This window comes from Bradyrhizobium sp. 26S5 (assembly GCF_036923295.1).
Taxonomy (GTDB): Bacteria; Pseudomonadota; Alphaproteobacteria; order Rhizobiales; family Xanthobacteraceae; genus Bradyrhizobium; species Bradyrhizobium septentrionale.
This window is the reverse complement of record NZ_CP145948.1, coordinates 2,968,412-2,990,706: the sequence shown is the minus strand read 5'-3', so window position 1 is coordinate 2,990,706 and position 22,295 is coordinate 2,968,412. Positions and strand designations below refer to the sequence as shown.

The window sequence follows — 22,295 nt, the reverse complement described above, 5'->3', positions numbered from 1 at the left end:
AGAGACGCAGGGCTGGCAATGCTGAACTTCCTCGCCAAGCGGCTGGTTCAGCTCGTCCCGACGCTGTTCTTCGTGTCGATCTTGATCTTCTCGCTGCAACATTTGCTGCCGGGCGATCCCGCGCTGGTGATGGCCGGCGAGGAGCGCGATCCGGCCGTGATCGAGCAGATCCGCCAGCAGTATCACCTCGATCAGCCGATCCCGGTGCAATATGTCTACTGGATCAAGGGCGTGCTGTCGGGCGATTTCGGCGAGTCCTTGCGCAACAAGATGCCGGTGCTCAGCCTGATCGCGCAGAAGCTGCCGGTGACGCTGCAGATCGGCGGCATGGCGATCGTGATCGCCTTCCTGATCGGGGTTCCTGCCGGCATCGTCTCGGCCGTGAAGAAGGGCTCCGCCTGGGACTACGGCGCCAATTTGTTCGCGCTGTGGGGCATCTCAACGCCGAATTTCTGGCTCGGCATCATGCTGATCTTCCTGTTCTCGATCGAGCTTGGCTGGCTGCCGGCTTCCGGCTACGTGCCTTTGAGCGAGAACTGGCGCGCCAGTCTTGCGGCGTCGATCATGCCGGCCTTCGTGCTCGGCAATGCGATCGCGGCGATCCTGATGCGGCATACCCGCAGCGCCATGCTGCAGGTGCTGGAGAGCGACTATGTCCGCACCGCGCGCGCCAAGGGGCTCTCGGAGCGCACGGTGATCCTCAAGCATGCGATGCGCAACGCGCTGACGCCGATCATCACGCTCGGCGCGCTCGAGCTTGGCACGCTGCTATCAGGCGCGGTCCTCACCGAGCAGATCTTCTCGATCCCCGGCTTCGGCAAGCTGATCGTGGATGCGGTGTTCAACCGCGATTACGCGGTGGTGCAAGGCGTGGTGCTGACCACCGCGACGATCTACATCGCGCTCAATCTGATCGCCGACATCGCCTATATCCTCGTCAACCCGCGGCTGAGGGGCTGACCCTGTGACCGACACCGCTCTCAGCATGGTCCCGCTTGCTGCCTCCGAAGCACTGGAGAGCCCGTCGCGCCGCGCCTGGCGACGGCTGATGAAGCGCAAGGGCGCCGTCGCCGGCCTCGTCGTGATCGCGACCTTCATCCTGCTCGCGGTGTTCGCGCCGCTGATCGTGCCCTACGATCCGATCGCGACGAGCTGGTCGCTGGTGCGCAAGGCGCCGTCGGCGCAGCACTGGTTCGGCACCGACGAACTCGGTCGCGACGTGCTGGCGCGTGTCGTGTACGGCGCCCGCGCCTCGCTGCTGGCGGGCCTCATCTCGGTCAGCATCGCGCTTTCGATCGGCGTGCCGCTCGGCCTGCTCGCCGGCTATCGCGGCGGCTTCATCGACGCGCTGATCGGCCGTATCACTGATGCGATGCTGGCCTGCCCGTTCCTGATCCTGGCGATCGCGCTTTCCGCCTTCCTCGGCCCGAGCCTCGGCAATGCGATGATCGCGATCGGCATCTCGGCGACCCCGATCTTCGTTCGCCTGACCCGAGGCCAGGTGATGAGCGTCAAGGTCGAGGACTATGTCGAAGCCGCGCGCGCGATGGGCAATCCGCGCTGGCGGATCGCGCTGGTCCATATCCTGCCGAACATCCTGCCGGCGCTTTTGGTGCAGGCGACGCTGTCGATCGCGGCTGCGATCATTGCGGAAGCCGCACTCTCCTTCCTCGGCCTCGGCCAGCAGCCGCCGGCGCCGTCCTGGGGCAGCATGCTCAACGCCGCGCAGCGCTTCCTCACCAATGCGCCATGGATAGCGGTCTGGCCGGGACTTGCGATCTTCCTGGTCGTGCTGTCGTTCAATTTGATCGGCGACGGCCTGCGCGACGCGCTGGACCCGAAGGCGCGGTAATGTAGTTAGAAGCGGGCAACACTCCCTCCCCGTCACCCTGAGGAGCGCATCTTGCGCGTCTCGAAGGGTCGACGGCCACCAGCCGGGCCGTGCATCCTTCGAGGCTCGCTCCGCTCGCACCTCAGGATGACGGGGCCGGAAAAGCCGGATGTCTTCCGCCTAAATCACCACTTCCCTTAGCACCCTGCGGCAATCCATCTCGTATTCGAGATCGACCACCGGCGGGCGGCAGAAGTGCCAGGTCAGGCCCGAGCGGGTGGCGCCGCGGCGGACCAGCTCGTCGAGCATGACGGGATGGACATCGTGCACGGTGTAGGCCTGCACCGCCGTCGTCTCCGGCCAGCCAAAGCTGAACTCGGCAAGACGCCGCTCCATCTCGCCCGTGGTGAAACGGACCTTCTCCCGCCACGCGCCGGGACTGAGATCGCGATAGCAAACGATGCGCTCGGGATAGCTGCCGGCGCCGCCGCGTGCCTCGGCGCCACCCGCGATCACGAAGGACGGCGACGCGCTCGTGCTCGGCCGCGTGAACGAGAACGCATAGAACGACGGCTCGGCCGGCGGATCGATCTCGGGACAGACATTGCTGCGTGCCACCGGATTGATGGTGCCGTCGAACAGGCCCCATTCGGCGAGCGTCTTGACATAGTGCTGGTTGAAGGCGCGGAAACCGTCCTCGGTGAATGCGGCCGGCGAGCGCAACTCGCAGGCGCAGAACGAGGTCAGCGGCCGGCCGGCATCCCGGATGTAGGCCGCAATCTGCGCAAAACCTTCCGCAAGCGGCAGCAATCGATCGAAGCGGACCCGCTCGATCTCATAGCCCGCATTCGCCTGCGCGCCGCTTGAATACTGAAACACCGCCGGAATGAACCGGTAATTGCCCGCCGCAAACTCGCTCGCCATGCCTGTTTCCTCGCCTGTTTCCTCCAGATCTTGTGAGGAGCATAGCGCTTTCGAGCGAAGTGGTCTCCCGGTTCGCGTGAAGAAAACGCGTCAAACCAAAGAGTCCTCTGCGCCCCCGTCGGCAAGGCCCGTCACAGGACAAAGAAAAGGCGGCAGTGGCTTTCGCCAGTGCCGCCTCTCCTGCGAGCATGAACTTGGAGGGCTCAGGTCGGTTTGAGCGCACTGCCACCGCCGAGCTCGTAGTCGGCGATCTGCTTGGCGCGGTCGGAACGGGCCGCGGCCTGGTGGTCGGTCGCGATCACCGTGTAGACCATCGGCAGCACGAACAGGGTAAACAGCGTGCCAATCGTCATGCCGGTGACGACCACGAGCCCGATCGAGAAGCGGCTTGCAGCGCCGGCGCCCGATGCGGTGAGCAGCGGCAGCAGGCCGGTGACCATGGCCGCCGTCGTCATCAGGATCGGACGCAGACGAATCCGGGCCGCCATCTCGATCGCCGAGCGGCGGTCCAGTCCCTCGTTGAGCTGCAGTTCGTTGGCGAACTCCACCATCAGGATGCCGTGCTTGGTGATCAGTCCGACCAGCGTCAGCAGGCCCACCTGGGTGTAGATGTTCATGGTGGCGACGCCGAAGAACAGCGGGATCAAGGCGCCGACGATCGCCATCGGCACGGAGATCATGATCACGAACGGATCGCGCAGGCTCTCGAACTGCGCCGCCAGCACCAGGAAGATGATGATGATGGCGAACGCGAAGGTGACCAGCAGCTGGTTGCCTTCATGGACGTATTGCCGGGAGTCGGCCAGGAAGTCGTAGGTGAAGCCGGACGGCAGCTTCTTGGCTTCACCCTGCAGGAACTCCACCGCCTGCCCCATCGAGACGCCGGGCATCGGCACGGCCTGGAAGGTCGACGAGTTGAGCTGGTTGTAGTGGGTCAGCGCGTTCGGATCGACACCGGTCTCGACCGTAACCACGGTCGACAGCCGCACCAGCTGCCCGGTCGCGGTCGGGACATAGTAGTTGTCGAACGATTCCGGCGCGAGCCGGCTGGCGCGCGGCACCTGCGGGATCACCTGATAGGAGCGTCCTTCCAGGTTGAAGCGGTTGACGTAGTTGCCGCCGAGCAGCGTCGCCAGCGCGCCGCCGATCGACTGCATGGTGATGCCGAGGTCGCTCGCCTTGGAACGATCGACCTTCACCCGGACCACCGGCTGGTTGAAGTCGAGATCGCTGTCGGTGACGATGAACAGGCCGCTCTTGCGCGCCGCATCCTTCAGCTTGTTCATCTGGTCGAACACCTGCTGGAAGCCGGCCGTCGAGCTGATCACCATCTGCACCGGCAGACCGCCGGGTCCGCCGGGCAGCGGCGGCAGACTGAACGCGAACGCGCTGACACCCTCGATCTTGGACAGCTCGGCCTGCATTAACGGTTGTAGCGCCTGCGCACTCCGTTTGCGCTCGTCCCACGGCTTAAGCAGTGCGCCGGCGAAGCCGCCCTGCGGACCGGTGATACCGTTCAGGATGAACCGCAGGTCGGTCTCGGGGAACTTCTGGAACTCCTTGTCCATCTTGTCGCTATAGAAATCGATGTAGTCGATGTTAGCGTATTTCGGAGCCTTGGTGATCGCAAACACGATGCCCTGGTCTTCCTGCGGCGCCAGCTCCTTCTGGATGTGCATATAGAGGAAGCCGACCAGGCCGAGGATGGTGAGGGCGAACAGCGCCGTGATCGGGCGATAGTCGAGCGAGCGGTCGAGCAGACGGCCATAGCCGCGAGTGATCGCGCCGAACACGCGATTGACCAGCCTGGCGAAACGCCCCTCTTCCGCACTCTTGAGGAACACCGAGCACATCATCGGCGACAGCGTCAGCGCGATCACGCCCGACACGATCACGGAGCCCGCCAGCGTGAAGGCGAATTCGCGGAACAGCGTACCGGTCACGCCGCCAAGGAAGCCGATCGGCGCGTACACCGCCGCTAGCGTGATCGTCATCGAGACGACCGGGCCGACGATCTCGCGGGCACCTTTCAGCGATGCCTGCACCGGTGGCAGGCCCTCCTCGAGATGTCGATGGATGTTCTCCACCACCACGATGGCGTCGTCGACCACGAGGCCGATTGCCAGCACCATCGCCAGCAGCGTCAGCAGGTTGAAGCTGAAGCCTGCGGCCAGCATCAGGATGCAGACGCCGATCAGCGACAGCGGAATGGTGACGACGGGGATGATCACCGAGCGAAGCGACGCCAGGAACAGGAAGATCACGACGACGACGATCAGGACCGCTTCGGTGAGCGTCTTCTCGACCTCGTCGATCGACGATTGGATGAACTTGGTGGAGTCATAGGCCACCTTCATCTTCATCGACGGCGGCAGGTTGCGCTCGAGGCTGGGAAACAGCGCCCGCACGCCCTGCACCAGGGTCAGCGGGTTGCCCTGCGGCGTCGCCTTGATGCCGATGAAGATCGCATGCTCGCCGTTGAAGGCGACGCTGGCATCCGTGCTCTGCGCCGCGAGCTCCACCGTCGCGATGTCCTCGATACGCACGAACCCGCCGTCCTTCGACTTCACGATCATGCGCTTGAACTGATCGATGTTCTGAAGGTCGGTATTGGCCGAGACGTTGGAGACGATGAAGAAGCCCTTGGTCTGGCCGGCAGCCGCCTGGAAGTTGTTGGCGGCGATTGCGGCGGCAACGTCGTTGGGCGACACGCCGCGTCCGGCCATGCGGGTCGGATCGAGCCAGACGCGCATCGCGAAGGTCTGGCCGCCCAGGATGTCGGCCGAGGCGACGCCGTCGACCGTCGAGAGCACCGGCTGCACGACGCGGGTCAGATAGTCGGAGATCGCCGATCCGGTCAGCTCTTCGCTGGAGAAGCCGAGATACATCACCGCGATGGTGTCACCGGTCGCCTTGCTCACGACAGGATCGAACGCTTCCTTCGGGATCAAATATTTGACCGAGTTGACCTTGGCCAGCACTTCGGTCAGCGCCTGGTTCGGATCGTGGTTGAGCTTGACGTAGACCTGGATCGTCGAAGTGCCGAGCACCGAGTTCGACGTCATGTAGTCGACGCCTTCAGCCGAGGCGACCGCCTGCTCGATCGGCGTCGTGATGAAACCGTTGATCAGCTCGGGCGACGCGCCCGGATATGACGTGGTGATCGTCACCACGGTGTTCGAGAGATTCGGATATTGCCGGATCGGCAGCACCATCGCCGCGCGCAAGCCGATCAGCAGGATCAGCAGGCTGACGACGACCGACAGCACCGGGCGCTTGATGAAAATATCAGTGAAGGCCATCGCCAACTCGATTCGTGTTGTCTGCCGGTTTGCGGCAGGTGGCGGAGGGCCAATCGGCCCTCCGAGTTCAGATAATGGAGATCAGTAACGCGGCGCCTCGGCCGGAATCGGCGGCGGCGGATCGGTCGAGATCGCGACCGCCATGCCCGACTGCAGCTTGATCTGTCCGACGGCGACGACCTTGGCCCCGGGCTTGAGGCCCTTGAGGATCTCGACACGTCCCTCGACGCGATTGCCGGTCTTCACGAATGTGCGGTCCGCGGTCAGCGTGGTCTTGCCGTCGTCGCCCTTCTTCTCGGTGATCAGGAACACCGAGTCGCCGTACAGCGTGTAGTCGACCGCCGTCTCAGGGACGGTGACGACCGGCGGCTTCTCGGGCAACACGATCGTGGTGGTCGCGAACATGCCGGGCTTGAGGATGCTGTCCGGATTCTGGATCGTGGCCTGGACCCGGATGTTGCGGGTGTCGGTCGAGATCTGCGGCTCGATGGTGGTGAGCTTGCCCTCGAAGGTACGGCCCGGATAGGCATCGACCGCGATCCGCACGGTCTGGCCGACCTTGATCTGCGAGCTCTGCTTCTCGGTCACGGTCAGGTTGGCGTACAGCACCGACAGATCGGTGAGCGACACAATCTGCGTGCCGGCCGTCAGATACTGGCCGACTTCGACCTGGCGAACGCCGAGATCGCCTTCGAACGGCGCGCGCACCAGCTTCTGCGAGATCAGCGCTTCGGTCCTGGCGATGCCCGCCTTGGCCTGGTCGTAGGTCGCCTGCGCGGTGTCGACGGTCGACTGCGGTCCGAACTGGCGTGACGCGAGTTGCTTGGCGCGGTCGAGCTGCTGCTCGCCGACGGTCGCCTGCGCCTTGAAGCTGGCGAGGTCGCCCTGCTCAGGCGCATCGAACAGCTGCACCAGCGGCGTCCCCGCCTTCACATGGCTACCGGCGGTGAACAGAATCTCGGTGATGCGGCCCGACACGTCGGTGGTGACGTTGACCTGGTGCACGGCGACGAGATCGCCGACCGCACTCAACAGGTTCGGAATCACCTCGGACTTCGCCTCGACGGCGGTCACGTTCGACGGCGGCGGCTTATTGTTGGCGAAGAACTGCGCGATCATGTGGCTGCGGAAGGCGTTGAAGCCGACCAGTGCGCCGACCAGCAGAGCCAGCAACAGGCCTACGATGATGAACCAGCGCACCATGCGGACGGGGCGCTTGGCCTGTTTTTCCTTGAGCGGTTGTCCCGAGATGTGACTTTCGGTCTGGATATTCATGTCATGCACTTTCTGCAGTTACCGACGGTCCTGCGATCGGCGACGGCTGGCGGCCCAAATGAGTTGAGATTGCGGCCTCGGTAAGTCCGATGCCGCGAAGGATGAATTGGCAAAGCTGCCGCTCGGCCGCGGCGGCATCGCCGTAGGGGAGACACGGTGTCGCAGGCAGCTGCGTCAACGCGCTCATAAGCACGGTGTGGTGCGCAAACCAGAACAGGTTGAGCGGCTGGTCGCCGATCTGCGTGGCGTCGCCGGCAGCGATCGCCCGTTCGAGCGAGGCGGCGAAGGTCGGACCGATCAGCTTGCCGACCTTGTCGTAGAGCAGGCGCGCAAACTCGCCGTCATCGAGATGGCTCGTCACCATCAGCCGCATCCGCTGCGCCTCTTCCTGGTCCGGCGCATCCCGCAGTTGCATGAAGTGGCCGACCATGCCCTGCACCAGTTCGACCAGCGTCGCGGTCGACGGCTCCTGGCCGAGCAGATGCGCGAGGTCGGGATCGGCCTCGCACTCTTCGGCAAGGATTTCGGCGTAGAGCGCCGCCTTCGACGGGAAGTGCTTGAACAACAGCCCTTCCGAAATGGCAGCCGCAGCCGCCACGCTCTTTGTCGTGGTGCCGGCAAAGCCGTTCCGGGCGAAGCATCGCTTGGCAGCGCTCAGGATCAACTGACGCCGCAAGTCACTCGTCATGCGTAAGGTAGACATTTGGGTCGTGAGTAATCACTCACTTTACCAAAAGTCAAGGTTCTATTGCACCGCGAAAGCCACTTTAAATTGGAGTGTGGCCGACAGACCCGCGGATGCGGTTGACGATGTAGGTGCCGTCCCGGCTGGACAGCACGCGTTCCAGGTTGGCCCCGTCGATCTTCGCGCTGGCGAACCGCGGCCCCGCCGTAACATCTTGCAAAGTCGAAGCAAAAGCCTCGACCTCGGCCATCGTGCTGATCGCGCGGCTATCCCCGATTCCGCAGGCTTTGGCAACACCGACGAGGTCGGCGGGCCCGCCGGTATGGCTGGACTGGCCGCCGGTCTCGCCATAGGCCTCGTTGTCCAGCACGATGATCGAGAGGTTTTTGGGCTGTTGCAGGCCGACGGTCGCGAGGCTCCCCATCCCCATCAGCATCTCGCCATCGCCGGTGATCACGACGACCGGCAGCGTCGGCTGGGCCAGCGCCAGGCCGAGCCCGATCATCACGGCGCCACCCATGCCGCCCCAGAGATAGAAGTTGCGGTCATGGTCGCCGGCGGCGGCGATGTCATAGGTGGAAGCGCCGAGGCCGCCGACGGCGAACGCGCCGTTGCGATTCCTCAGCAGCTCGGAAACGACGGCGCGGCGGTCGAGGAGATTGGCTTTGCTCATTTGGTAAAGACCTTTGCCCCGATCAGGCGCTGCGACAGCAGCACGGCGGTTGGCGTGCAGGCGTTGTACGCTTGCGCGGCGCCGGCCTCGACGACTTCGCGCACCTCATCAGGATGCGAGGCGCGCAGCACCTTGATCCCCGACAATTCGAGAATGCCTTGGGTGTTCGAACCCATCGGCACCTGCCACGGATTGAACTCGCCCCATTCGCCGCGCATCGTCACCAGCGTGAGGAACGGCAAGCGGAAGATCTGCACCAGCGACAGCATGTTGATGCAATTGCCGACCCCGCTCGACTGCATCAGCAGCACGCCGCGCTGGCCGCCGGCCCAGGCGCCTGCGAGCAGCGCCACGCCCTCCTCCTCGGTGGTCAGCGCAATGCCGCGCATCGAGGACGAGCCCAGCACGCGCTCGATCAGCTCCGAATGCCCGGCGTCCGGCACGTAAGGCACCTGGCGCACCTCGAAGCGCTGCAATATCGAGAAGATCTCCTCGGGCCAGGAGGCCGCGGTCTCGGCACGGGCATGCATCGGCGTTTCCGGTCTCTATTGTTTGGCCGCGACTGTAGTGGGGCGCGCGCGCTTCATCAAAGCGCAAAACCGCATATGGCTCTGCGATTTACTCGCATCGGATCGCGCCCGCCGCGCTGTTCCCGCGGCCTGCAAATTGTGTTGCGCGGTCGCCGCCTGCGGCTTACGATAGTTGCAAGTGAAACTAATAAGGGTTGGATATCCGCCATGGACGGGCACGCGCGAGAGCTGGCTGACGGTTTCGACCTGGAGAAGCTGACGCCAGACTTCTACGCCAATCCCTACCCGACCTATCGGGCGCTGCGCGAGACTGCGCCGGTCAAGCGGCTGCCGAACGGCTGCTACTTTCTCACCCGCTACGACGACCTGATCGCCGCCTACAAGAACACCAAGGCGTTCTCCTCCGACAAGAAGAAGGAGTTCCTGCCGAAATACGGCAACTCGCTGCTCTACGAGCACCACACGACGAGCCTCGTCTTCAACGATCCGCCGGCGCACACCCGGGTGCGGCGGCTGATCATGGGCGCCTTGTCGCCGCGCGCCATCGCCGGCATGGAGCCGGACCTGATCGCGCTGGTCGACAGCCTGCTCGACCGGATCGCGACCAAGGACCGCTTCGAGCTGATCGGCGACTTCGCCTCCGCCATTCCCGTCGAAGTGATCGGCAATCTGCTCGACGTGCCGCACGACGAACGCGAGCCGCTGCGCGACTGGTCGCTGGCGATCTTGGGGGCGCTGGAGCCGGTGATCGGCAAGGAGGCGTTCGACCGCGGCAATAATGCAGTCAAGGATTTCCTCGCCTATCTCGAAACCCTGGTCGAACGCCGTCGCGCCAAACCGGGCAATCCCGAGCGCGATGTGCTGACCCGGCTGATCCAGGGTGAAGAGAATGGCGAGCGGCTGACCGCAAAGGAATTGCTGCACAATTGCATCTTCCTGCTCAACGCCGGCCACGAGACCACGACCAATCTGATCGGCAACGGACTGGTGACGCTGACCCAATACCCCGACGAGAAGCAGTGCCTGATCGCGCAGCCCGAGCTGATCAAGACCGCGGTCGAGGAGATGCTGCGCTACGAAAGCTCGAACCAGCTCGGCAACCGCATGATCGTGGAGGAGACCGAGCTCGGCGGCATCAAGCTGCCGGCCGGCACGCTGGTCACGCTGTGCATCGGCGCCGCCAACCGCGACCCCGCGCAATTCCCCGACCCAGAACGCTTCGACGTCGCGCGCACGCCGAACCGCCATCTCGCCTTCGGCACCGGCGCGCATCAATGCGCGGGCATGGCGCTGGCGCGCCTCGAAGGCGCCATCGCGATCTCGCGATTCCTCAAGCGCTTGCCGAATTATCTGCTCGACGGCGAGCCGGTGCGGGGCGGACGGGTGCGCTTCCGCGGCTTCCTCAGCGTGCCATGCCGGCGCCACGCGTGATCCGATGACGACAAGGCAAATCCGCGATCGCTGGGGCGATTCGCTGCTGACAGTGCTGACCGTCCTCCTGCTGGTCATGATGTTCGTGGTGGCGCCGTTGCAGGCGCTCGGCCTGTTCGAGTTTCAGGTGTTCGAGCTGCTGCTCGCCGTCTTCCTGGTCGGCGGCGTGTTCGTGATGTCGGGCAGCGCGCTTGCCGTCGTCACGATGCTGGTCGCGCTTGCGATGATCGTGACCGGCGCAATCCTCCGGCTTCGCTCGCTTCGATCCTCGACCTTAATCTGTTCGCCGGCTCCTGGCTTTTGGTCGGCATCACGATGGCGGTGACGGTCGCGCAAGCGACCTTCGCGCCGGGGCGCGTCACCTATCACCGGGTGATCGGCGCGGTGCTGCTCTATCTCACGGTCGCGGTGATCTTCTCGGCGCTCTTCACCTTCATCGGCACGCTGGTGCCGGATGCGTTTGCCGGCATGAAGGTCGAGGACCGCCCGTCGCTCGCGAGCCAGCTGATTTATTTCTCCTTCGCCACGCTGACGACGACCGGCTATGGCGACGTGGCGCCGCTGCACCCGATCGCGCGCAGCCTGTGCAATGTCGAGGCGATCTTCGGCCAGCTCTATCCCGCGACGCTGCTGGCGCGGCTCGTCACCCTCGAGATCGCGCACCGCGATCAGGACTGACGCGCAAGGGATGGACCGAATTTGGTCCACAGCAATCCTTTAAGCCGCACGGGCCGATACCCAAATCAGTGATAAGGTGCAGGACGGCACCTCCATGGCGCCGACTCAGCTGGAGTGACGAAACATGCGTCCGCCAGTCACCGATTTCATCGCAAGGGAAGCGCAGTTTGGCGCCCAGAACTATGCGCCGCTCGGCGTCGTGTTGTCGCGCGGCGAAGGCGTCTGGGTTTGGGATACCGACGGCAAGCGCTACCTCGATTGCCTGTCGGCCTATTCGGCAGTCAATCAAGGCCATTGCCATCCAAAAATCCTTGCCGCCATGGTGGAACAGGCCGGCCGGCTGACACTGACTTCGCGGGCCTTCCACAACGACCAGCTCGCCCCGTTCTACGAGGAACTCGCCGAGTTGACCGGCTCCCACAAGGTCCTGCCGATGAACAGCGGCGCCGAGGCCGTGGAGAGTGCGATCAAGTCGGTGCGCAAATGGGGCTACGAGGTCAAGGGCGTGCCTGATGGCCAGGCCGAGATCATCGTCTGCGCCGACAATTTCCACGGACGCACGCTTGCGATCGTCGGCTTCAGCACCGATCCGGACACACGCGCGCATTTCGGACCGTTTGCGCCGGGCTTCAAGATCATTCCCTTCGGCGATGCCGGGGCACTGGAGGATGCGATCACGCCGAACACGGTCGCGTTCCTGGTCGAGCCGATCCAGGGCGAAGCCGGCGTCATCATCCCGCCGTCAGGCTATTTCACCCGGGTCCGCGAACTCTGCACTGGCAATAACATCATGCTGATCCTCGACGAGATCCAGACCGGGCTCGGCCGCACCGGCAAACTGCTGGCGGAACAGCACGAGGGCGTCGAGGCCGACGTGACGCTGCTCGGCAAGGCGCTGTCCGGCGGCTTCTACCCGGTCTCCGCGGTGCTCTCCAACAACGAAGTCCTCGGCACACTGAAGCCCGGTCAGCACGGCTCGACCTTCGGCGGCAATCCGCTCGCCTGCGCGGTGGCACGCGCGGCGCTCCGCGTGCTGGTCGACGAAGGGATGATCGAGAACGCGGCCGCCCAGGGTGCGCGCTTCCTCGAAGGCCTGCGAAGCATCCGTGCCAACACCATCAGCGAGGTGCGCGGTCGCGGGCTGATGCTCGCGGTCGAGCTTCACCCCGAGGCCGGCCCTGCCCGGCGCTATTGCGAGGTGCTGCGCGAGAAAGGCATCCTTGCCAAGGACACCCATGACCACACCATCCGCATCGCCCCGCCGCTGGTGATTACCAGCGATCAGGTCGATTGGGCACTGGAGCAGATCGGCGCCGCGTTGACGCAGGACCTCTCGTGACCGCGAGGTCGGCAGGATCAGCGGCTATCTGAAGCGCAAGTTCGCACGGGAGAGCTGGCTGATCGAGGAACACCCCATCAGCCGCATGTCCCGCAACAGCTCCGCCTGCAGCAGGCCAAGCGCCCGCTCGACTCCGGCCTGGCCGGCCGATGCCAGCGGATAGAGATAGAAGCGTCCAAGGCCGACGGCCTTGGCACCCAGCGACAGTGCTTTCAGCACATGGCTGCCCCGCTTGATGCCGCCGTCCATCATCACATCGATCCGGTCGCCCACGGCATCGACGATCTCGGCCAGCTGATCGAACGCCGCCCGCGAGCCGTCGAGCTGCCGGCCGCCGTGGTTGGACAGAATGATGCCGGTGCAGCCGATCTCGACCGCGCGCTTGGCATCTTCAACCGACATGACGCCCTTCAGGCAAAACTGGCCATTCCACTGCCGGACCATTTGCGCGACGTCGTCCCATGTCATGGCCGGATCGAGCATCTCCGTGAAATAGCGCCCGATCGACATGGCACCGCCGCTCATGTCGACATGCTCGTCGAGTTGCGGCAGCTTGAAGCTTTCATGGGTGACGTAGTTGATGGCCCACGCCGGCTTGATGGCGAATTGCAGCATGCCGCCGAGCGTGAGCCTGAAAGGAATCGAAAATCCGGTGCGCAGATCGCGTTCGCGGTTGCCGCCGGTGATGCTGTCAACGGTCAACATCATCACGTCGACGCCGGCCTGCTTGGCGCGCTGCATCATCGCCGTGTTCAGGCTCCGATCCCGGTGGAAATAGAACTGATAGACCTGCGGCGTAGTGTAGGCCTTGCGCAATTCCTCCAGGCTCACGGTGCCGAGCGAGGACACGCCAAACATCGTACCGTATTTTGCCGCCGCGGCAGCGACGGCCCGTTCGCCCTGATGATGGAACAGACGCTGCAGCGCGGTTGGCGAACAATAGAACGGCGTTGCCAGCTTCTGTCCCATCACGGTGACCGAGAGATCGACGTTCTCCACGCCGCGCAGGACATTGGGCACCAGATCGCAACGCTCAAAGCTCGCGGTGTTCTGCCGAAGCGTCGCCTCATCGTCCGCCCCGCCGTCGATATAATCGAAGATCGGCCCCGGAAGCCTCCGCCTCGCCAGCTCGCGGAAGTCATGGAAATTGTGGCAATCGCTCAAACGCATGTCGTGCTCCGAAGGTCCGGACCGGGGAGTTCAACGGCCCCCAGTGCCGTTCACACCCGCAGCACCCGGAATAACGGGCACGCTTCGCCTTGTCCACCGAACCTCTCGTTGGGTCAAACCACCGAGCGGTGCCGCTCGATACATGTCGTCAAGACCTCATCCATCGGCTTCGTCCACCAGTCATTCGAAAAGATCTCGATCTCCGAATAGCCGGCGAAGCCCTGCGCCTCGACGGCCGCGCGCACTGATCTGATGTCGATCACGCCGTCGCCCATCATGCCGCGATCGTTGAGGATGTCCCTGGTCGGCACCAGCCAGTCGCAGACGTGGAACGCCAGCAGGCGGTCCTTGCCGCCGCGCGCGATCTGGCTCATCAGCTCCGGATCCCACCAGATGTGATAGACGTCGAGCGCGACACCAAGCGCGCCGGTTCTGTCAGGATCGAGCGCGTCGCAGATATCGAGTGCGTGCTTTGTGGTGTTCACGCAGGCCCGGTCGGCGGCATAGGCCGGATGCAGCGGCTCGATCGCAAGCGGCAGCTTTGCCTGTTTGGCATATTCCAGCATCTCGGCAATGCCGTCATGCACCAGGTTGCGTGCCGCCGCGATGTCCCTGGACGCGGTACTGCCCGGCCGTGAATATTGCGGCAGGCCGCCGGCGACGAGCACAATGCAGGGCGCGCCCAGCGCTATCGCCTCATCGACCGCGCGGCGGTTGTCGTCGCGCGCCTCGCTGCGATGCGCGCTATCCGCCGTGAACATGCCGCCGCGGCAATAGCCTGACAGATCGAGCCCGGCATCCCTGACCGCGCGCACGGCGCGATCGAGGCCGACAGCGGCGACCTGGTCGCGCCAGGGATCGATGGCGCGGATGCCATGCCGCGCGCAGGCCTCGATGATGGCTGTGAGATCGCCCTGCTTGCGGACCGTCGCCGTGTTCAGCGACAGCCAGCGGTGATCTCTGGAAAAATCGCGCATCAGGGCTCAACGCCGCGTGTGGCCAGGATCGTCACCATCCGGCGCGTCGCGGCTTCCGGATTGGCGAGCAGCCCCGCCTTGTCGGCGAGCCGGAACAGCTCGGCGAGATGCAAGGTCGAACGCGCGCTCTCCTGTCCGCCGACCATCGTGAAGTGATCCTGGTGGCCGTTGAGGTAAGCCATGAACACGATGCCGGTCTTGTAGAACCGCGTCGGCGCCTTGAAGATGTGGCGCGACAGCGGCACCGTGGGTCCCAGCACGTCGTGGAAGCCGGCCTCATCGCCCGCAGCCAGCCGCGACAGCGCGTAGGACGCAGCCGGTGCGATCGCATCGAAGATACCGAGCAGCGCGTGGGAAAATCCCCTGTCGTCGCCGGCGATCAGTTCGGCATAGTTGAAGTCGTCGCCGGTATACATCTTCACTTTGCTGTCGAGCCGCCGCCGCATGTCGATCTCGCGCTGCTTGTCGAGCAGCGAGACTTTCACGCCATCAACCTTGGCCGCGCTGGCGTTGATGATTTTGACCGCCGTATCCATCGCCTTGTCGAGATCGGCGGTGCCCCAATAGCCCGTCAGCGCCGGATCGAACATGTCGCCGAGCCAATGGATGATCACGGGCTCGCGGACCTGCGCCAGCACACGGTCATAGACCTTCGCGTAGTCGTCCGCGCTCTTCCCAAGCTTTGCCAGCGCCCGCGACGCCATCAGGATGATGCGGCCGCCGGCCTTTTCCACCGCCTCGATCTGCTCCTCATAGGCGCGGATCACATCGTCGATCGATTTTGCATTCTCCACCGCGAGGTGATCCGTGCCGGCGCCGGAAAACACCAGTGCGTTGCCTTTGGCCTTCGCCGCCTTCACCGAGCGCTGGATCAATTCGAGCGAGGTCGCCCAATCCAGCCCCATGCCGCGCTGCGCAGTGTCCATGGCTTCGGCGACGCCGAGGCCGAGATCCCAGACGTGCTCGCGGAACGCGATCGTCCTGTCCCAGTCGATCGCGGCCGACAGCCATGGATCGACGTCGGCGCGCGGATCGGCCACCACATGCGCCGCCGAGAATGCGACGCGGTTCAGCGTGCCCCCGAGCTTCGCCGGAAAGGTCCGCGACGCCGCCAGGCGATAAGTCTCGAGGCCTCCATCAGCGGTCGGCAGCTTCAGCGACAGCGATGACTTTGTCAGGGCAGGCTTGTGCAGGACTGGCTTGTTCATGGCAGGGTCCTTTCTCAGACCACGATCGGCGCGACGTCGATCCAGCGCCGCTCCTTCCAGCTCTTCAGCGCGCATTCGGCGAGCTGCACGCCCTTGGCGCCTTCGAGCAGGGTGTATTTGTAAGGCGCATCCTCGCAGACATGGCGGATGAACATCTCCCACTGCTCCTTGAAGCCGTTGTCGTAGACCACGTTCTCAGGGACCTTCTGCCAGTCGGCATAGAAATCGTGCAGCCGCTTCTCGTCCGGATTCCACACCGGCCGCGGCGTTGCCTGGCGCGCCTGGATCACGCAGTCGGTCAGGCCCGCGACCGCCGAGCCATGGGTGCCGTCGACCTGGAAGGTGACGAGATCGTCGCGATAGACCCGCGTCACCCAGCTCATGTTGATATGCGCGATCACGCCGCCCTTCAGGCGGAAGGTCGCGTAGGCCGAATCGTCGGCCGTCGCCTGATACTTCTTGCCCTTCTCGTCATAACGCTCGGGAATGTCGGTGGTGCCGATGCAGACCACGCTCTCGACCTCGCCGAACAGATTGTCGAGCACGTAGCGCCAGTGGCAGACCATGTCCAGAATGATGCCGCCGCCGTCCTCGGCGCGGTAGTTCCAGGACGGTCGCTGCGCTTCCTGCCAGCCGCCCTCGAACACCCAATAGCCGAACTCGCCGCGCACCGCGAGCATGCGGCCGAAGAAACCGGAGTCGCGCAGGAAGGCGAGCTTCTTCAGGCCCGGCAGGAACAGCTTGTCCTGCACCGTGCCGTGCTTGAGGCCTTTTGCGTTCGCAAGCTTCACGACCGCAACGGCTTCCTCGAGGTTGGTCGCGATCGGCTTCTCGCAATAGACATGCTTGCCGGCGTTGATTGCCTTGGTCAGCAGCGAGGGCCGCGCTTGCGTGGTCGCGGCGTCGAAGAACACGGTGTCGCCCTTGTCGGCCAGCGCGCGATCGAGGTCGGTGGTATGACGTTCGATGTTGAAGCGTTTGGCCAATGCGGCGACCTTCTCGGCGTCGCGGCCGACCAGGATCGGATCGGGCATGATGCGGTCGCCGTTCGCGAGTTGCACACCGCCCTGCTCGCGGATCGCGACGATCGAGCGGATCAGATGCTGGTTCAGCCCCATCCGGCCGGTGACGCCGTTCATGATCAGGCCGAGGCGTTTGGTCGTCATGCTGTCTGCTCCTGCGAAACGCGTGGTGTTGGCCGCTTGAGCGGCTGCATGATGGACCAGTCCGGATGGACCGAACTGGCAAAGCCCGGTGCGGCAGCGATCGATCCCGTCAGGAGATCGCCGTCATGGATCGCGAGGCGCACCTTGCCGCCCGCGCGGGTGTAGAGATCGGGATGCGCGGTGAGGAAGGCATCCGCTTCGTTCGCTGGCGTGTCGGCAAAGCCGTCGACATAGTGGTGTCCGTTGCGTTCGGCGTGGGTGACGCCGATCAGCGCGCCGAGCGCGAGGTCCTGCTGCACGCCAAGCCCGGCCTGGCAGGTCAAGTCCTCGCCGCTGATGAAATACCCGGCGTCGTCCGCGCTCCACGCAGCGGCGCGCGTGGCGTTGATGATCGACTTGTAGATGCCTTTGCACGATTTCGAGGAGATGCCGCGATAGCCGAGCGCGCGCGCCGCCGGAAACGCGTCATAGGAATCGTCGGCTTCGTCGATGATGAAGCTGCGCGTAGCCAGGTTCCCGAGCGGCGACGTCTTTGTGATATCGCGCGGCATCGGCTGCTCGATGTAGAGCAAGTTTGCGGCGATGGGCTGAAGCGCCACGTCATGGTCGAGCCGGTCGATCAGCGCGTTCAGCGCGGCGAGGTCGGCATACTGCTCGTTGGCGTCGAGCGTGACCTTGATACCGTAAGGCAGCCGTGCGAGCTCGTTGCCGATCCGAGCCAGCCGCGCCGCGTCGTGCGCGGGATCGCCGTTCAGCTTGAGCTTGAAATAGCGCGCGCCGGCATTCTCGTTGGGGTCGGCGACGCCGCCCTCGCCTTCAACCTTGTCGTCCATCCCAACGGTGTGCCTGACGGCGACGCGATCGAGCCGATTGCGCGCCGAGAGGAAGCCCGTGATTGCCCGATCATCGAGATCGGGCGTCAACCGCGCGTCGATGCCGGCGATGTTGCCGGCCATGCCGTCGAAGAAATTCACGCCGGCCGCGCGCAGCAGCCCATCCAGAATCGCCTTGTCGATCTCGGCCGCGCCGAAGCCGGCGGCGAGTTGCGGAATGTCTTCCGCGGCGCAGGCCGCAAGCTGCGGGCCGATACATCGGGCGTGCAGGCCGAACGCGGTATCAAAACCCTTGTTCGCCAGATAGAGCTCGCGCGCACTCGCAAGTGAGCGGCGAAGTCCGTCGAGCGACTGCGCTTCCGTCAAATGCGGCCGCTTGTCGAACCATTTCGGCGCCAGCATTTCGGCGCTGGCGCCGGTCGCCCGGCCCTTGCCCTCCACCTCGATCTCGACCCGCACGAACATTTGCGTCGACGCCGTGATCGTCACGGCACCAAAGCGGAACGGCCGCGCGAACACCAGCGGTCGTTCGAAGAAGGCGATATCGTTGACGGCGAGGCGAAGCGGCATCGATCGGTCTGGCCCTAGTCCAGCGTCCCTTGCGTGAAGAAATGCTTCCGGATCCGCTGCACCAGCTCGGTGAAAACAGGATCGGACATCGTGTCGAGCGAGCGCGGCCGCGGCATCGGCACGTCGTAGATCGCGGCGATCGCGCCGGGGCGCTCGGTCATCACGAGCACGCGGTCGGCGAGGAACACGGCCTCGGGAATCGAGTGCGTGATCAGGAGCACGGTCTTGCCGGTCTCGCGCTGGATCCGCATCAGCTCGACATTCATCCGCTCCCGCGTCATGGCATCGAGCGCCCCGAACGGCTCGTCCATCAGCATGATCTTGGGATCGTGCACCAGCGCGCGGCAGATCGAGGCGCGCTGCTGCATGCCGCCGGAGAGCTGCCAGGGCAGCTTCTTCTCAAAACCTTCGAGGCCGACCAGCTTCAGCAGTTGCCCGGCGCGAGCACGATATTTGTCCCGCGGCAGCTGCTTCATGTCGATCGGCAGCATCACGTTGGAGAGGATGTTGCGCCACGGCAGCAGCAGCGCGTTCTGGAACACGATGCCGACATTGCCGTGCGGCCTGGTCACGGGCTCGCCGTCGACCAGCACCTCGCCCGTCGTCGGCGGCAACAGGCCCGAGATCATCTTGAGCAGCGTGGACTTGCCGCAGCCGGACGGCCCGACCACGACAAAGAACTCACCGTCATTGATGGTGAAGTCGAGCGGCCGCAGCGACGGCACGTCGCCGTCGCGCGACCGGTACGTCTTCGACACTCCCGAGAGCTTGATGCCCGGCGCAGCGCCGGCCGCGCGGTCCGATACCAGGCGCAGATGCGCGGCGGGCTGCTCGGCAGCACTCTTGATCGCCGATTTCATGGCTTACGAGTCACCCTTCGGCAGATAGTCGTTGGTGTAAAACGCCTTCGGATTGGCCTTGGCCTTGGCGTCGAGGCCGCCATATTCGACCATCAGGTTGACCGACTCGGTCATGTTCTGGTCGGTGACATGGAACGGCCGCTTGGCCTTGGTCTCCGGCGTGCGATAGAGCGGGATCGTGAGCTCGAAACCTTGCGTCAACGTGTCGATCTTGCCGCCCTTCGGATTGGCGTCGAGGATCGACTGCGCGGCGGCCTTCGGCTCCTTCTCCGCGGCTTCCACCGCCTTTGTCGTCGCCGACATGAAGCGGCGGACCAGATCGGCATTGGCCTTCACATAGTCGGCGTTGGCGATGATGCCCGACGACACCATGTTGATGCCGTAGTCGGCGAACTTGATCGGGTAGACGTCCTTACCCGTGGCGTCCTTGATCTTCATCGACTGGTCCATGACGTAGCCGAGCAGCAGATCGGCTTGGCCGTTGATGACGGCGTTGAGCTTGGTCTGACCGTCGCCGGCGACGGTCTGGAAGTCGCTCTCCTTCAGACCGGTCTTCTTCAGGAACAGCGGCCAGATCTGCGTCATCGAATCCGCCGGCGTGATCGCAACCGTCTTGCCCTTGATGTCCTCGGGCTTCCGGATGTTCTTGTCGGCAAGGCTCATCGCCGACATCGGGCTGGTCTGCAGCAGCACGCCTGTTGCGATCACCGGCGCGCCCTTCACCGCCGCGCGCATCATCGTCGGCACATCGACATAGCCGAAATCCGCGGTCTTGGCCGCCACGGCTTGCGTGGTCGCAGCTGAGCCGCGGCCTTCCTGGATCTCGAGGTCGATGCCTTCGGCGGCATAGATGCCCTTGGCCTTGCCGTAGTAGAACGGCGCGTGCTCGCCATAGACGTACCAGTTCAGCATCAGCACGACCTTGTCGGCCGCGGATACCGGAGCCACCGCAAGCGCGGTCCAGGCCAGCGCGGCGCCGGCCACCGCAATCAATCGCTTCATGATTGTTCTCCCCTTATTGTGCCGCGGCCCTTGCGTGGGCCGCTTGTCCGGTTGCTGCGCTAGGAAGCGAAACTGATGTCGTCGCGCTGGCTGACGTGCCAAGGGATCACCAGCCGCTCGATGCGGTCGACGATCCAGAACAGGATGACGCCGAGCAGCGCCAGGATCACCAGCGCCGCAAACATCGTCGGCAGGTCGAAGGTACCGATAGAGCGCTGCATCACGTAGCCGATGCCGGAATTCGAGCCGACGAACTCGCCGACGACGGCGCCGACCACGGCGAGCGTCACCGAGACCTTCAGGCCGGAGAAGATCGCGGGCATCGCGTGCGGCAGGTTGACCGCGCGGAACACCTGGAAGCGGCTGCCCTGCATCGCGCGCGCCAGATCGACCATGTCGGGGTCGACCGACTTGAAGCCTTGCACCGCGGAGACCACGACCGGGAAGAAGCCGAGCAGGAAGGCGGAGATCACCTTGGGGATGATGCCGAAGCCGAACCACACCACGAACAGCGGCGCGATCGCGATCTTCGGTACCGATTGGGAGAACACCAGGAGCGGATAGACGTAGCTCTCGACCGTCTTCGAGCCCGCGATCAGCATCGCTGTGGGAATGCCGAACAGCGCCGAGAGCAGGAAGCCGCAGATCGTTGCGTAAGTGGTCGGCCAGGACTGCCGCAGCAACTCCGGCCAGTCGCTCCAGAGCACCGCGACGACGTCGCCGGGCGACGGGATCTGATAGGCCGGGATGTGGAACAGGCGGATCGCGAGGTCCCAGGCGGCCACGATGACGACCAGGAACAGGAACGGGCGCAGCCACGCCGCGTTCAGCACCTTCGATACGCCCGAAGGGCTTTTTGCCTCCGCCACGTCACGCTCCCTCACGGTCTTTCTTGCAGTCTTTCTGCTCGCGACGAAATTAACCCGTTGGATAAATACTGTCCAGCCCCTCGCGCGCGGCAAAATCGCGGCGAAGCACGCTACTTTCGTCAGGCGAGATTTTTTGGGCTTGAATGCTCTGTAGCCCGGATGAGCGAAGCGAAATCCGGGACCGGATTATCCCCGGATGCAGCTCCCCGGATGTCGCTTCGCTCATCCGGGCTGCGGGCTGCCAGCGTTCACACCACCCGGTGTTCCGCCGCGCGCAGCACTGGCATCGCGCCGCTAAAGGCGGCCGTGGACTTGCCGGTCAGCGCCGCCAGCACCAGCGCAGTCATGTGCTCGAGGCGCTCGTCGCGGGCGTCCTTCTTGAGCAGGTCGCGGCCGAAGATCACGCTCAAGGTGGCACTGTTGGAGAGATAGAAGAACGCCAACCCGGCGATCGAGATATAGAGCTGCACCGGATCGACCGCGACGCGGAAATCGCCGCTTTCGACCCCGCGCGTCACCACGGTGCGGATCATCTCGACAAACGGCGAGTGCATCGACTTGACCTTGGTCGAGCGCTTCAGGTGCTTTGCCTTGGCGAGGTTTTCCGTGTTCAGCAATGCCAGGAACTCGGGATTGCGCAGGAAGTAGTTCCACGTGAAGTCGATCAGGCGCCCGATCGCCTCGGGCGGATCGAGGTGTTCGAGATCGAGCGCACGCTCCTCGGCGCGGATCTTCTCATAGGCACCTTCCAGCACCTCGAGATAGAGGTCCTCCTTGTTGCCGACGTGGTAGTACAGCATGCGCTTGTTGGCGTCGGCATTGGCCGCGATGCGGTCGACCCGCGCGCCGGCGAGGCCATGGGCGGCGAATTCCTGCTTGGCCGCCTCGAGAATCCGCAGCCGCATCCCCGCAGGGTCGCGCTGCCATCGCTGTATTCGCTTTGCCTTGGCCAAATCGATCGCCCGTGATGCT

The 22,295-nt window shown here is 64.5% G+C and carries 21 protein-coding genes; 6 read left to right on the top strand and 15 right to left on the bottom strand.

Translation table 11 applies throughout. The annotated features are described in order from the left end of the window. Nucleotides 1–18 precede the first annotated feature (18 nt). Entirely contained in the window at nt 19–960 is a 942-nt protein-coding gene (locus tag V5279_RS13865) for an ABC transporter permease (protein WP_338698142.1), read from the top strand. Between the two features lie 25 nt (nt 961–985). Then, complete coding sequence (locus tag V5279_RS13860; protein WP_338701175.1) at nt 986–1,852, top strand: ABC transporter permease; 867 nt, start codon at nt 986–988, stop codon at nt 1,850–1,852. Between the two features lie 159 nt (nt 1,853–2,011). Here the strand turns inward: V5279_RS13860 and cnbZ are convergent, their stop codons facing one another. From cnbZ to V5279_RS13830, 6 genes are all read right to left on the bottom strand, one after another. Further along, a complete protein-coding gene (gene cnbZ / locus V5279_RS13855; protein ID WP_338698141.1) occupies nt 2,012–2,755 on the bottom strand; it encodes a 2-amino-5-chloromuconate deaminase CnbZ in 744 nt (247 codons plus the stop codon). A gap of 203 nt (nt 2,756–2,958) precedes the next feature. Next, entirely contained in the window at nt 2,959–6,057 is a 3,099-nt protein-coding gene (locus V5279_RS13850; RefSeq protein ID WP_338698139.1) for a multidrug efflux RND transporter permease subunit, read from the bottom strand. An 81-nt stretch (nt 6,058–6,138) separates the two neighbouring features. Then, nucleotides 6,139–7,332, bottom strand: a complete 1,194-nt coding sequence (locus tag V5279_RS13845; RefSeq protein WP_029078099.1) for an efflux RND transporter periplasmic adaptor subunit — start codon at nt 7,330–7,332, stop codon at nt 6,139–6,141. A gap of 1 nt (nt 7,333) precedes the next feature. Further along, nucleotides 7,334–8,035: a TetR/AcrR family transcriptional regulator gene (locus tag V5279_RS13840; RefSeq protein WP_338698136.1), complete on the bottom strand. Its 702-nt coding sequence runs from the start codon at nt 8,033–8,035 to the stop codon at nt 7,334–7,336. A 64-nt stretch (nt 8,036–8,099) separates the two neighbouring features. Continuing rightward, nucleotides 8,100–8,690 carry a thiamine pyrophosphate-dependent enzyme gene (locus V5279_RS13835; protein ID WP_338698134.1) on the bottom strand — a complete coding sequence of 197 codons (591 nt, stop codon included), beginning with the start codon at nt 8,688–8,690 and terminating at the stop codon, nt 8,100–8,102. Next, nucleotides 8,687–9,220 carry a thiamine pyrophosphate-binding protein gene (locus tag V5279_RS13830; RefSeq protein ID WP_029078102.1) on the bottom strand — a complete coding sequence of 178 codons (534 nt, stop codon included), beginning with the start codon at nt 9,218–9,220 and terminating at the stop codon, nt 8,687–8,689. The genes V5279_RS13835 and V5279_RS13830 overlap by 4 nt, the downstream gene beginning before the upstream one ends. Before the next feature lie 207 nt (nt 9,221–9,427). Between V5279_RS13830 and V5279_RS13825 the strand changes: the two genes are divergently transcribed. From V5279_RS13825 to rocD, 4 genes are all read left to right on the top strand, one after another. Further along, on the top strand, nt 9,428–10,651 hold the full coding sequence (locus tag V5279_RS13825; protein WP_338698130.1) for a cytochrome P450: 1,224 nt from the start codon (nt 9,428–9,430) through the stop codon (nt 10,649–10,651). A gap of 4 nt (nt 10,652–10,655) precedes the next feature. Continuing rightward, on the top strand, nt 10,656–10,976 hold the full coding sequence (locus tag V5279_RS13820) for a hypothetical protein (protein WP_338698128.1): 321 nt from the start codon (nt 10,656–10,658) through the stop codon (nt 10,974–10,976). After that, entirely contained in the window at nt 10,967–11,329 is a 363-nt protein-coding gene (locus tag V5279_RS13815; protein ID WP_338698125.1) for a potassium channel family protein, read from the top strand. Before V5279_RS13820 ends, V5279_RS13815 begins: the two co-directional genes overlap by 10 nt. A 124-nt stretch (nt 11,330–11,453) precedes the next feature. After that, nucleotides 11,454–12,668, top strand: coding sequence for an ornithine--oxo-acid transaminase (gene rocD / locus V5279_RS13810; RefSeq protein ID WP_338698123.1), 1,215 nt, complete (start codon nt 11,454–11,456; stop codon nt 12,666–12,668). Between the two features lie 24 nt (nt 12,669–12,692). Here the strand turns inward: rocD and V5279_RS13805 are convergent, their stop codons facing one another. From V5279_RS13805 to V5279_RS13765, 9 genes are all read right to left on the bottom strand, one after another. Then, entirely contained in the window at nt 12,693–13,838 is a 1,146-nt protein-coding gene (locus V5279_RS13805) for an alpha-hydroxy acid oxidase (RefSeq protein ID WP_338698121.1), read from the bottom strand. Between the two features lie 113 nt (nt 13,839–13,951). Then, nucleotides 13,952–14,815 (bottom strand): sugar phosphate isomerase/epimerase family protein, encoded by an 864-nt coding sequence (locus V5279_RS13800; protein WP_338698119.1) that lies wholly within the window; start codon nt 14,813–14,815, stop codon nt 13,952–13,954. Beyond that, nucleotides 14,815–16,023 carry a dihydrodipicolinate synthase family protein gene (locus V5279_RS13795; RefSeq protein WP_338698115.1) on the bottom strand — a complete coding sequence of 403 codons (1,209 nt, stop codon included), beginning with the start codon at nt 16,021–16,023 and terminating at the stop codon, nt 14,815–14,817. The genes V5279_RS13800 and V5279_RS13795 overlap by 1 nt, the downstream gene beginning before the upstream one ends. Before the next feature lie 14 nt (nt 16,024–16,037). Continuing rightward, nucleotides 16,038–17,189, bottom strand: coding sequence for a Gfo/Idh/MocA family oxidoreductase (locus V5279_RS13790; RefSeq protein WP_338698113.1), 1,152 nt, complete (start codon nt 17,187–17,189; stop codon nt 16,038–16,040). After that, on the bottom strand, nt 17,186–18,592 hold the full coding sequence (locus V5279_RS13785) for a hypothetical protein (RefSeq protein WP_338698111.1): 1,407 nt from the start codon (nt 18,590–18,592) through the stop codon (nt 17,186–17,188). The genes V5279_RS13790 and V5279_RS13785 overlap by 4 nt, the downstream gene beginning before the upstream one ends. 14 nt (nt 18,593–18,606) lie before the next feature. Then, nucleotides 18,607–19,452: an ABC transporter ATP-binding protein gene (locus tag V5279_RS13780; protein ID WP_338698109.1), complete on the bottom strand. Its 846-nt coding sequence runs from the start codon at nt 19,450–19,452 to the stop codon at nt 18,607–18,609. 3 nt (nt 19,453–19,455) lie between these two features. Beyond that, entirely contained in the window at nt 19,456–20,454 is a 999-nt protein-coding gene (locus tag V5279_RS13775) for an ABC transporter substrate-binding protein (protein WP_414645928.1), read from the bottom strand. Between the two features lie 59 nt (nt 20,455–20,513). Further along, on the bottom strand, nt 20,514–21,323 hold the full coding sequence (locus V5279_RS13770) for an ABC transporter permease (protein WP_029078113.1): 810 nt from the start codon (nt 21,321–21,323) through the stop codon (nt 20,514–20,516). A gap of 248 nt (nt 21,324–21,571) precedes the next feature. Next, a complete protein-coding gene (locus V5279_RS13765; RefSeq protein WP_166307074.1) occupies nt 21,572–22,228 on the bottom strand; it encodes a TetR/AcrR family transcriptional regulator in 657 nt (218 codons plus the stop codon). Between the last annotated feature and the right edge of the window lie 67 nt (nt 22,229–22,295).

Coding starts and splice junctions, on each gene's coding strand:
- V5279_RS13865 (WP_338698142.1), top strand. CDS start 19: ATGCTGAACTTCCTCGCCAAGCGGCTGGTTCAGCTCGTCCCGACGCTG.
- V5279_RS13860 (WP_338701175.1), top strand. CDS start 986: ATGGTCCCGCTTGCTGCCTCCGAAGCACTGGAGAGCCCGTCGCGCCGC.
- cnbZ (WP_338698141.1), bottom strand. CDS start 2,755: ATGGCGAGCGAGTTTGCGGCGGGCAATTACCGGTTCATTCCGGCGGTG.
- V5279_RS13850 (WP_338698139.1), bottom strand. CDS start 6,057: ATGGCCTTCACTGATATTTTCATCAAGCGCCCGGTGCTGTCGGTCGTC.
- V5279_RS13845 (WP_029078099.1), bottom strand. CDS start 7,332: ATGAATATCCAGACCGAAAGTCACATCTCGGGACAACCGCTCAAGGAA.
- V5279_RS13840 (WP_338698136.1), bottom strand. CDS start 8,035: ATGTCTACCTTACGCATGACGAGTGACTTGCGGCGTCAGTTGATCCTG.
- V5279_RS13835 (WP_338698134.1), bottom strand. CDS start 8,690: ATGAGCAAAGCCAATCTCCTCGACCGCCGCGCCGTCGTTTCCGAGCTG.
- V5279_RS13830 (WP_029078102.1), bottom strand. CDS start 9,220: ATGCATGCCCGTGCCGAGACCGCGGCCTCCTGGCCCGAGGAGATCTTC.
- V5279_RS13825 (WP_338698130.1), top strand. CDS start 9,428: ATGGACGGGCACGCGCGAGAGCTGGCTGACGGTTTCGACCTGGAGAAG.
- V5279_RS13820 (WP_338698128.1), top strand. CDS start 10,656: ATGACGACAAGGCAAATCCGCGATCGCTGGGGCGATTCGCTGCTGACA.
- V5279_RS13815 (WP_338698125.1), top strand. CDS start 10,967: ATGGCGGTGACGGTCGCGCAAGCGACCTTCGCGCCGGGGCGCGTCACC.
- rocD (WP_338698123.1), top strand. CDS start 11,454: ATGCGTCCGCCAGTCACCGATTTCATCGCAAGGGAAGCGCAGTTTGGC.
- V5279_RS13805 (WP_338698121.1), bottom strand. CDS start 13,838: ATGCGTTTGAGCGATTGCCACAATTTCCATGACTTCCGCGAGCTGGCG.
- V5279_RS13800 (WP_338698119.1), bottom strand. CDS start 14,815: ATGCGCGATTTTTCCAGAGATCACCGCTGGCTGTCGCTGAACACGGCG.
- V5279_RS13795 (WP_338698115.1), bottom strand. CDS start 16,023: ATGAACAAGCCAGTCCTGCACAAGCCTGCCCTGACAAAGTCATCGCTG.
- V5279_RS13790 (WP_338698113.1), bottom strand. CDS start 17,189: ATGACGACCAAACGCCTCGGCCTGATCATGAACGGCGTCACCGGCCGG.
- V5279_RS13785 (WP_338698111.1), bottom strand. CDS start 18,592: ATGCCGCTTCGCCTCGCCGTCAACGATATCGCCTTCTTCGAACGACCG.
- V5279_RS13780 (WP_338698109.1), bottom strand. CDS start 19,452: ATGAAATCGGCGATCAAGAGTGCTGCCGAGCAGCCCGCCGCGCATCTG.
- V5279_RS13775 (WP_414645928.1), bottom strand. CDS start 20,454: ATGAAGCGATTGATTGCGGTGGCCGGCGCCGCGCTGGCCTGGACCGCG.
- V5279_RS13765 (WP_166307074.1), bottom strand. CDS start 22,228: ATGCGGCTGCGGATTCTCGAGGCGGCCAAGCAGGAATTCGCCGCCCAT.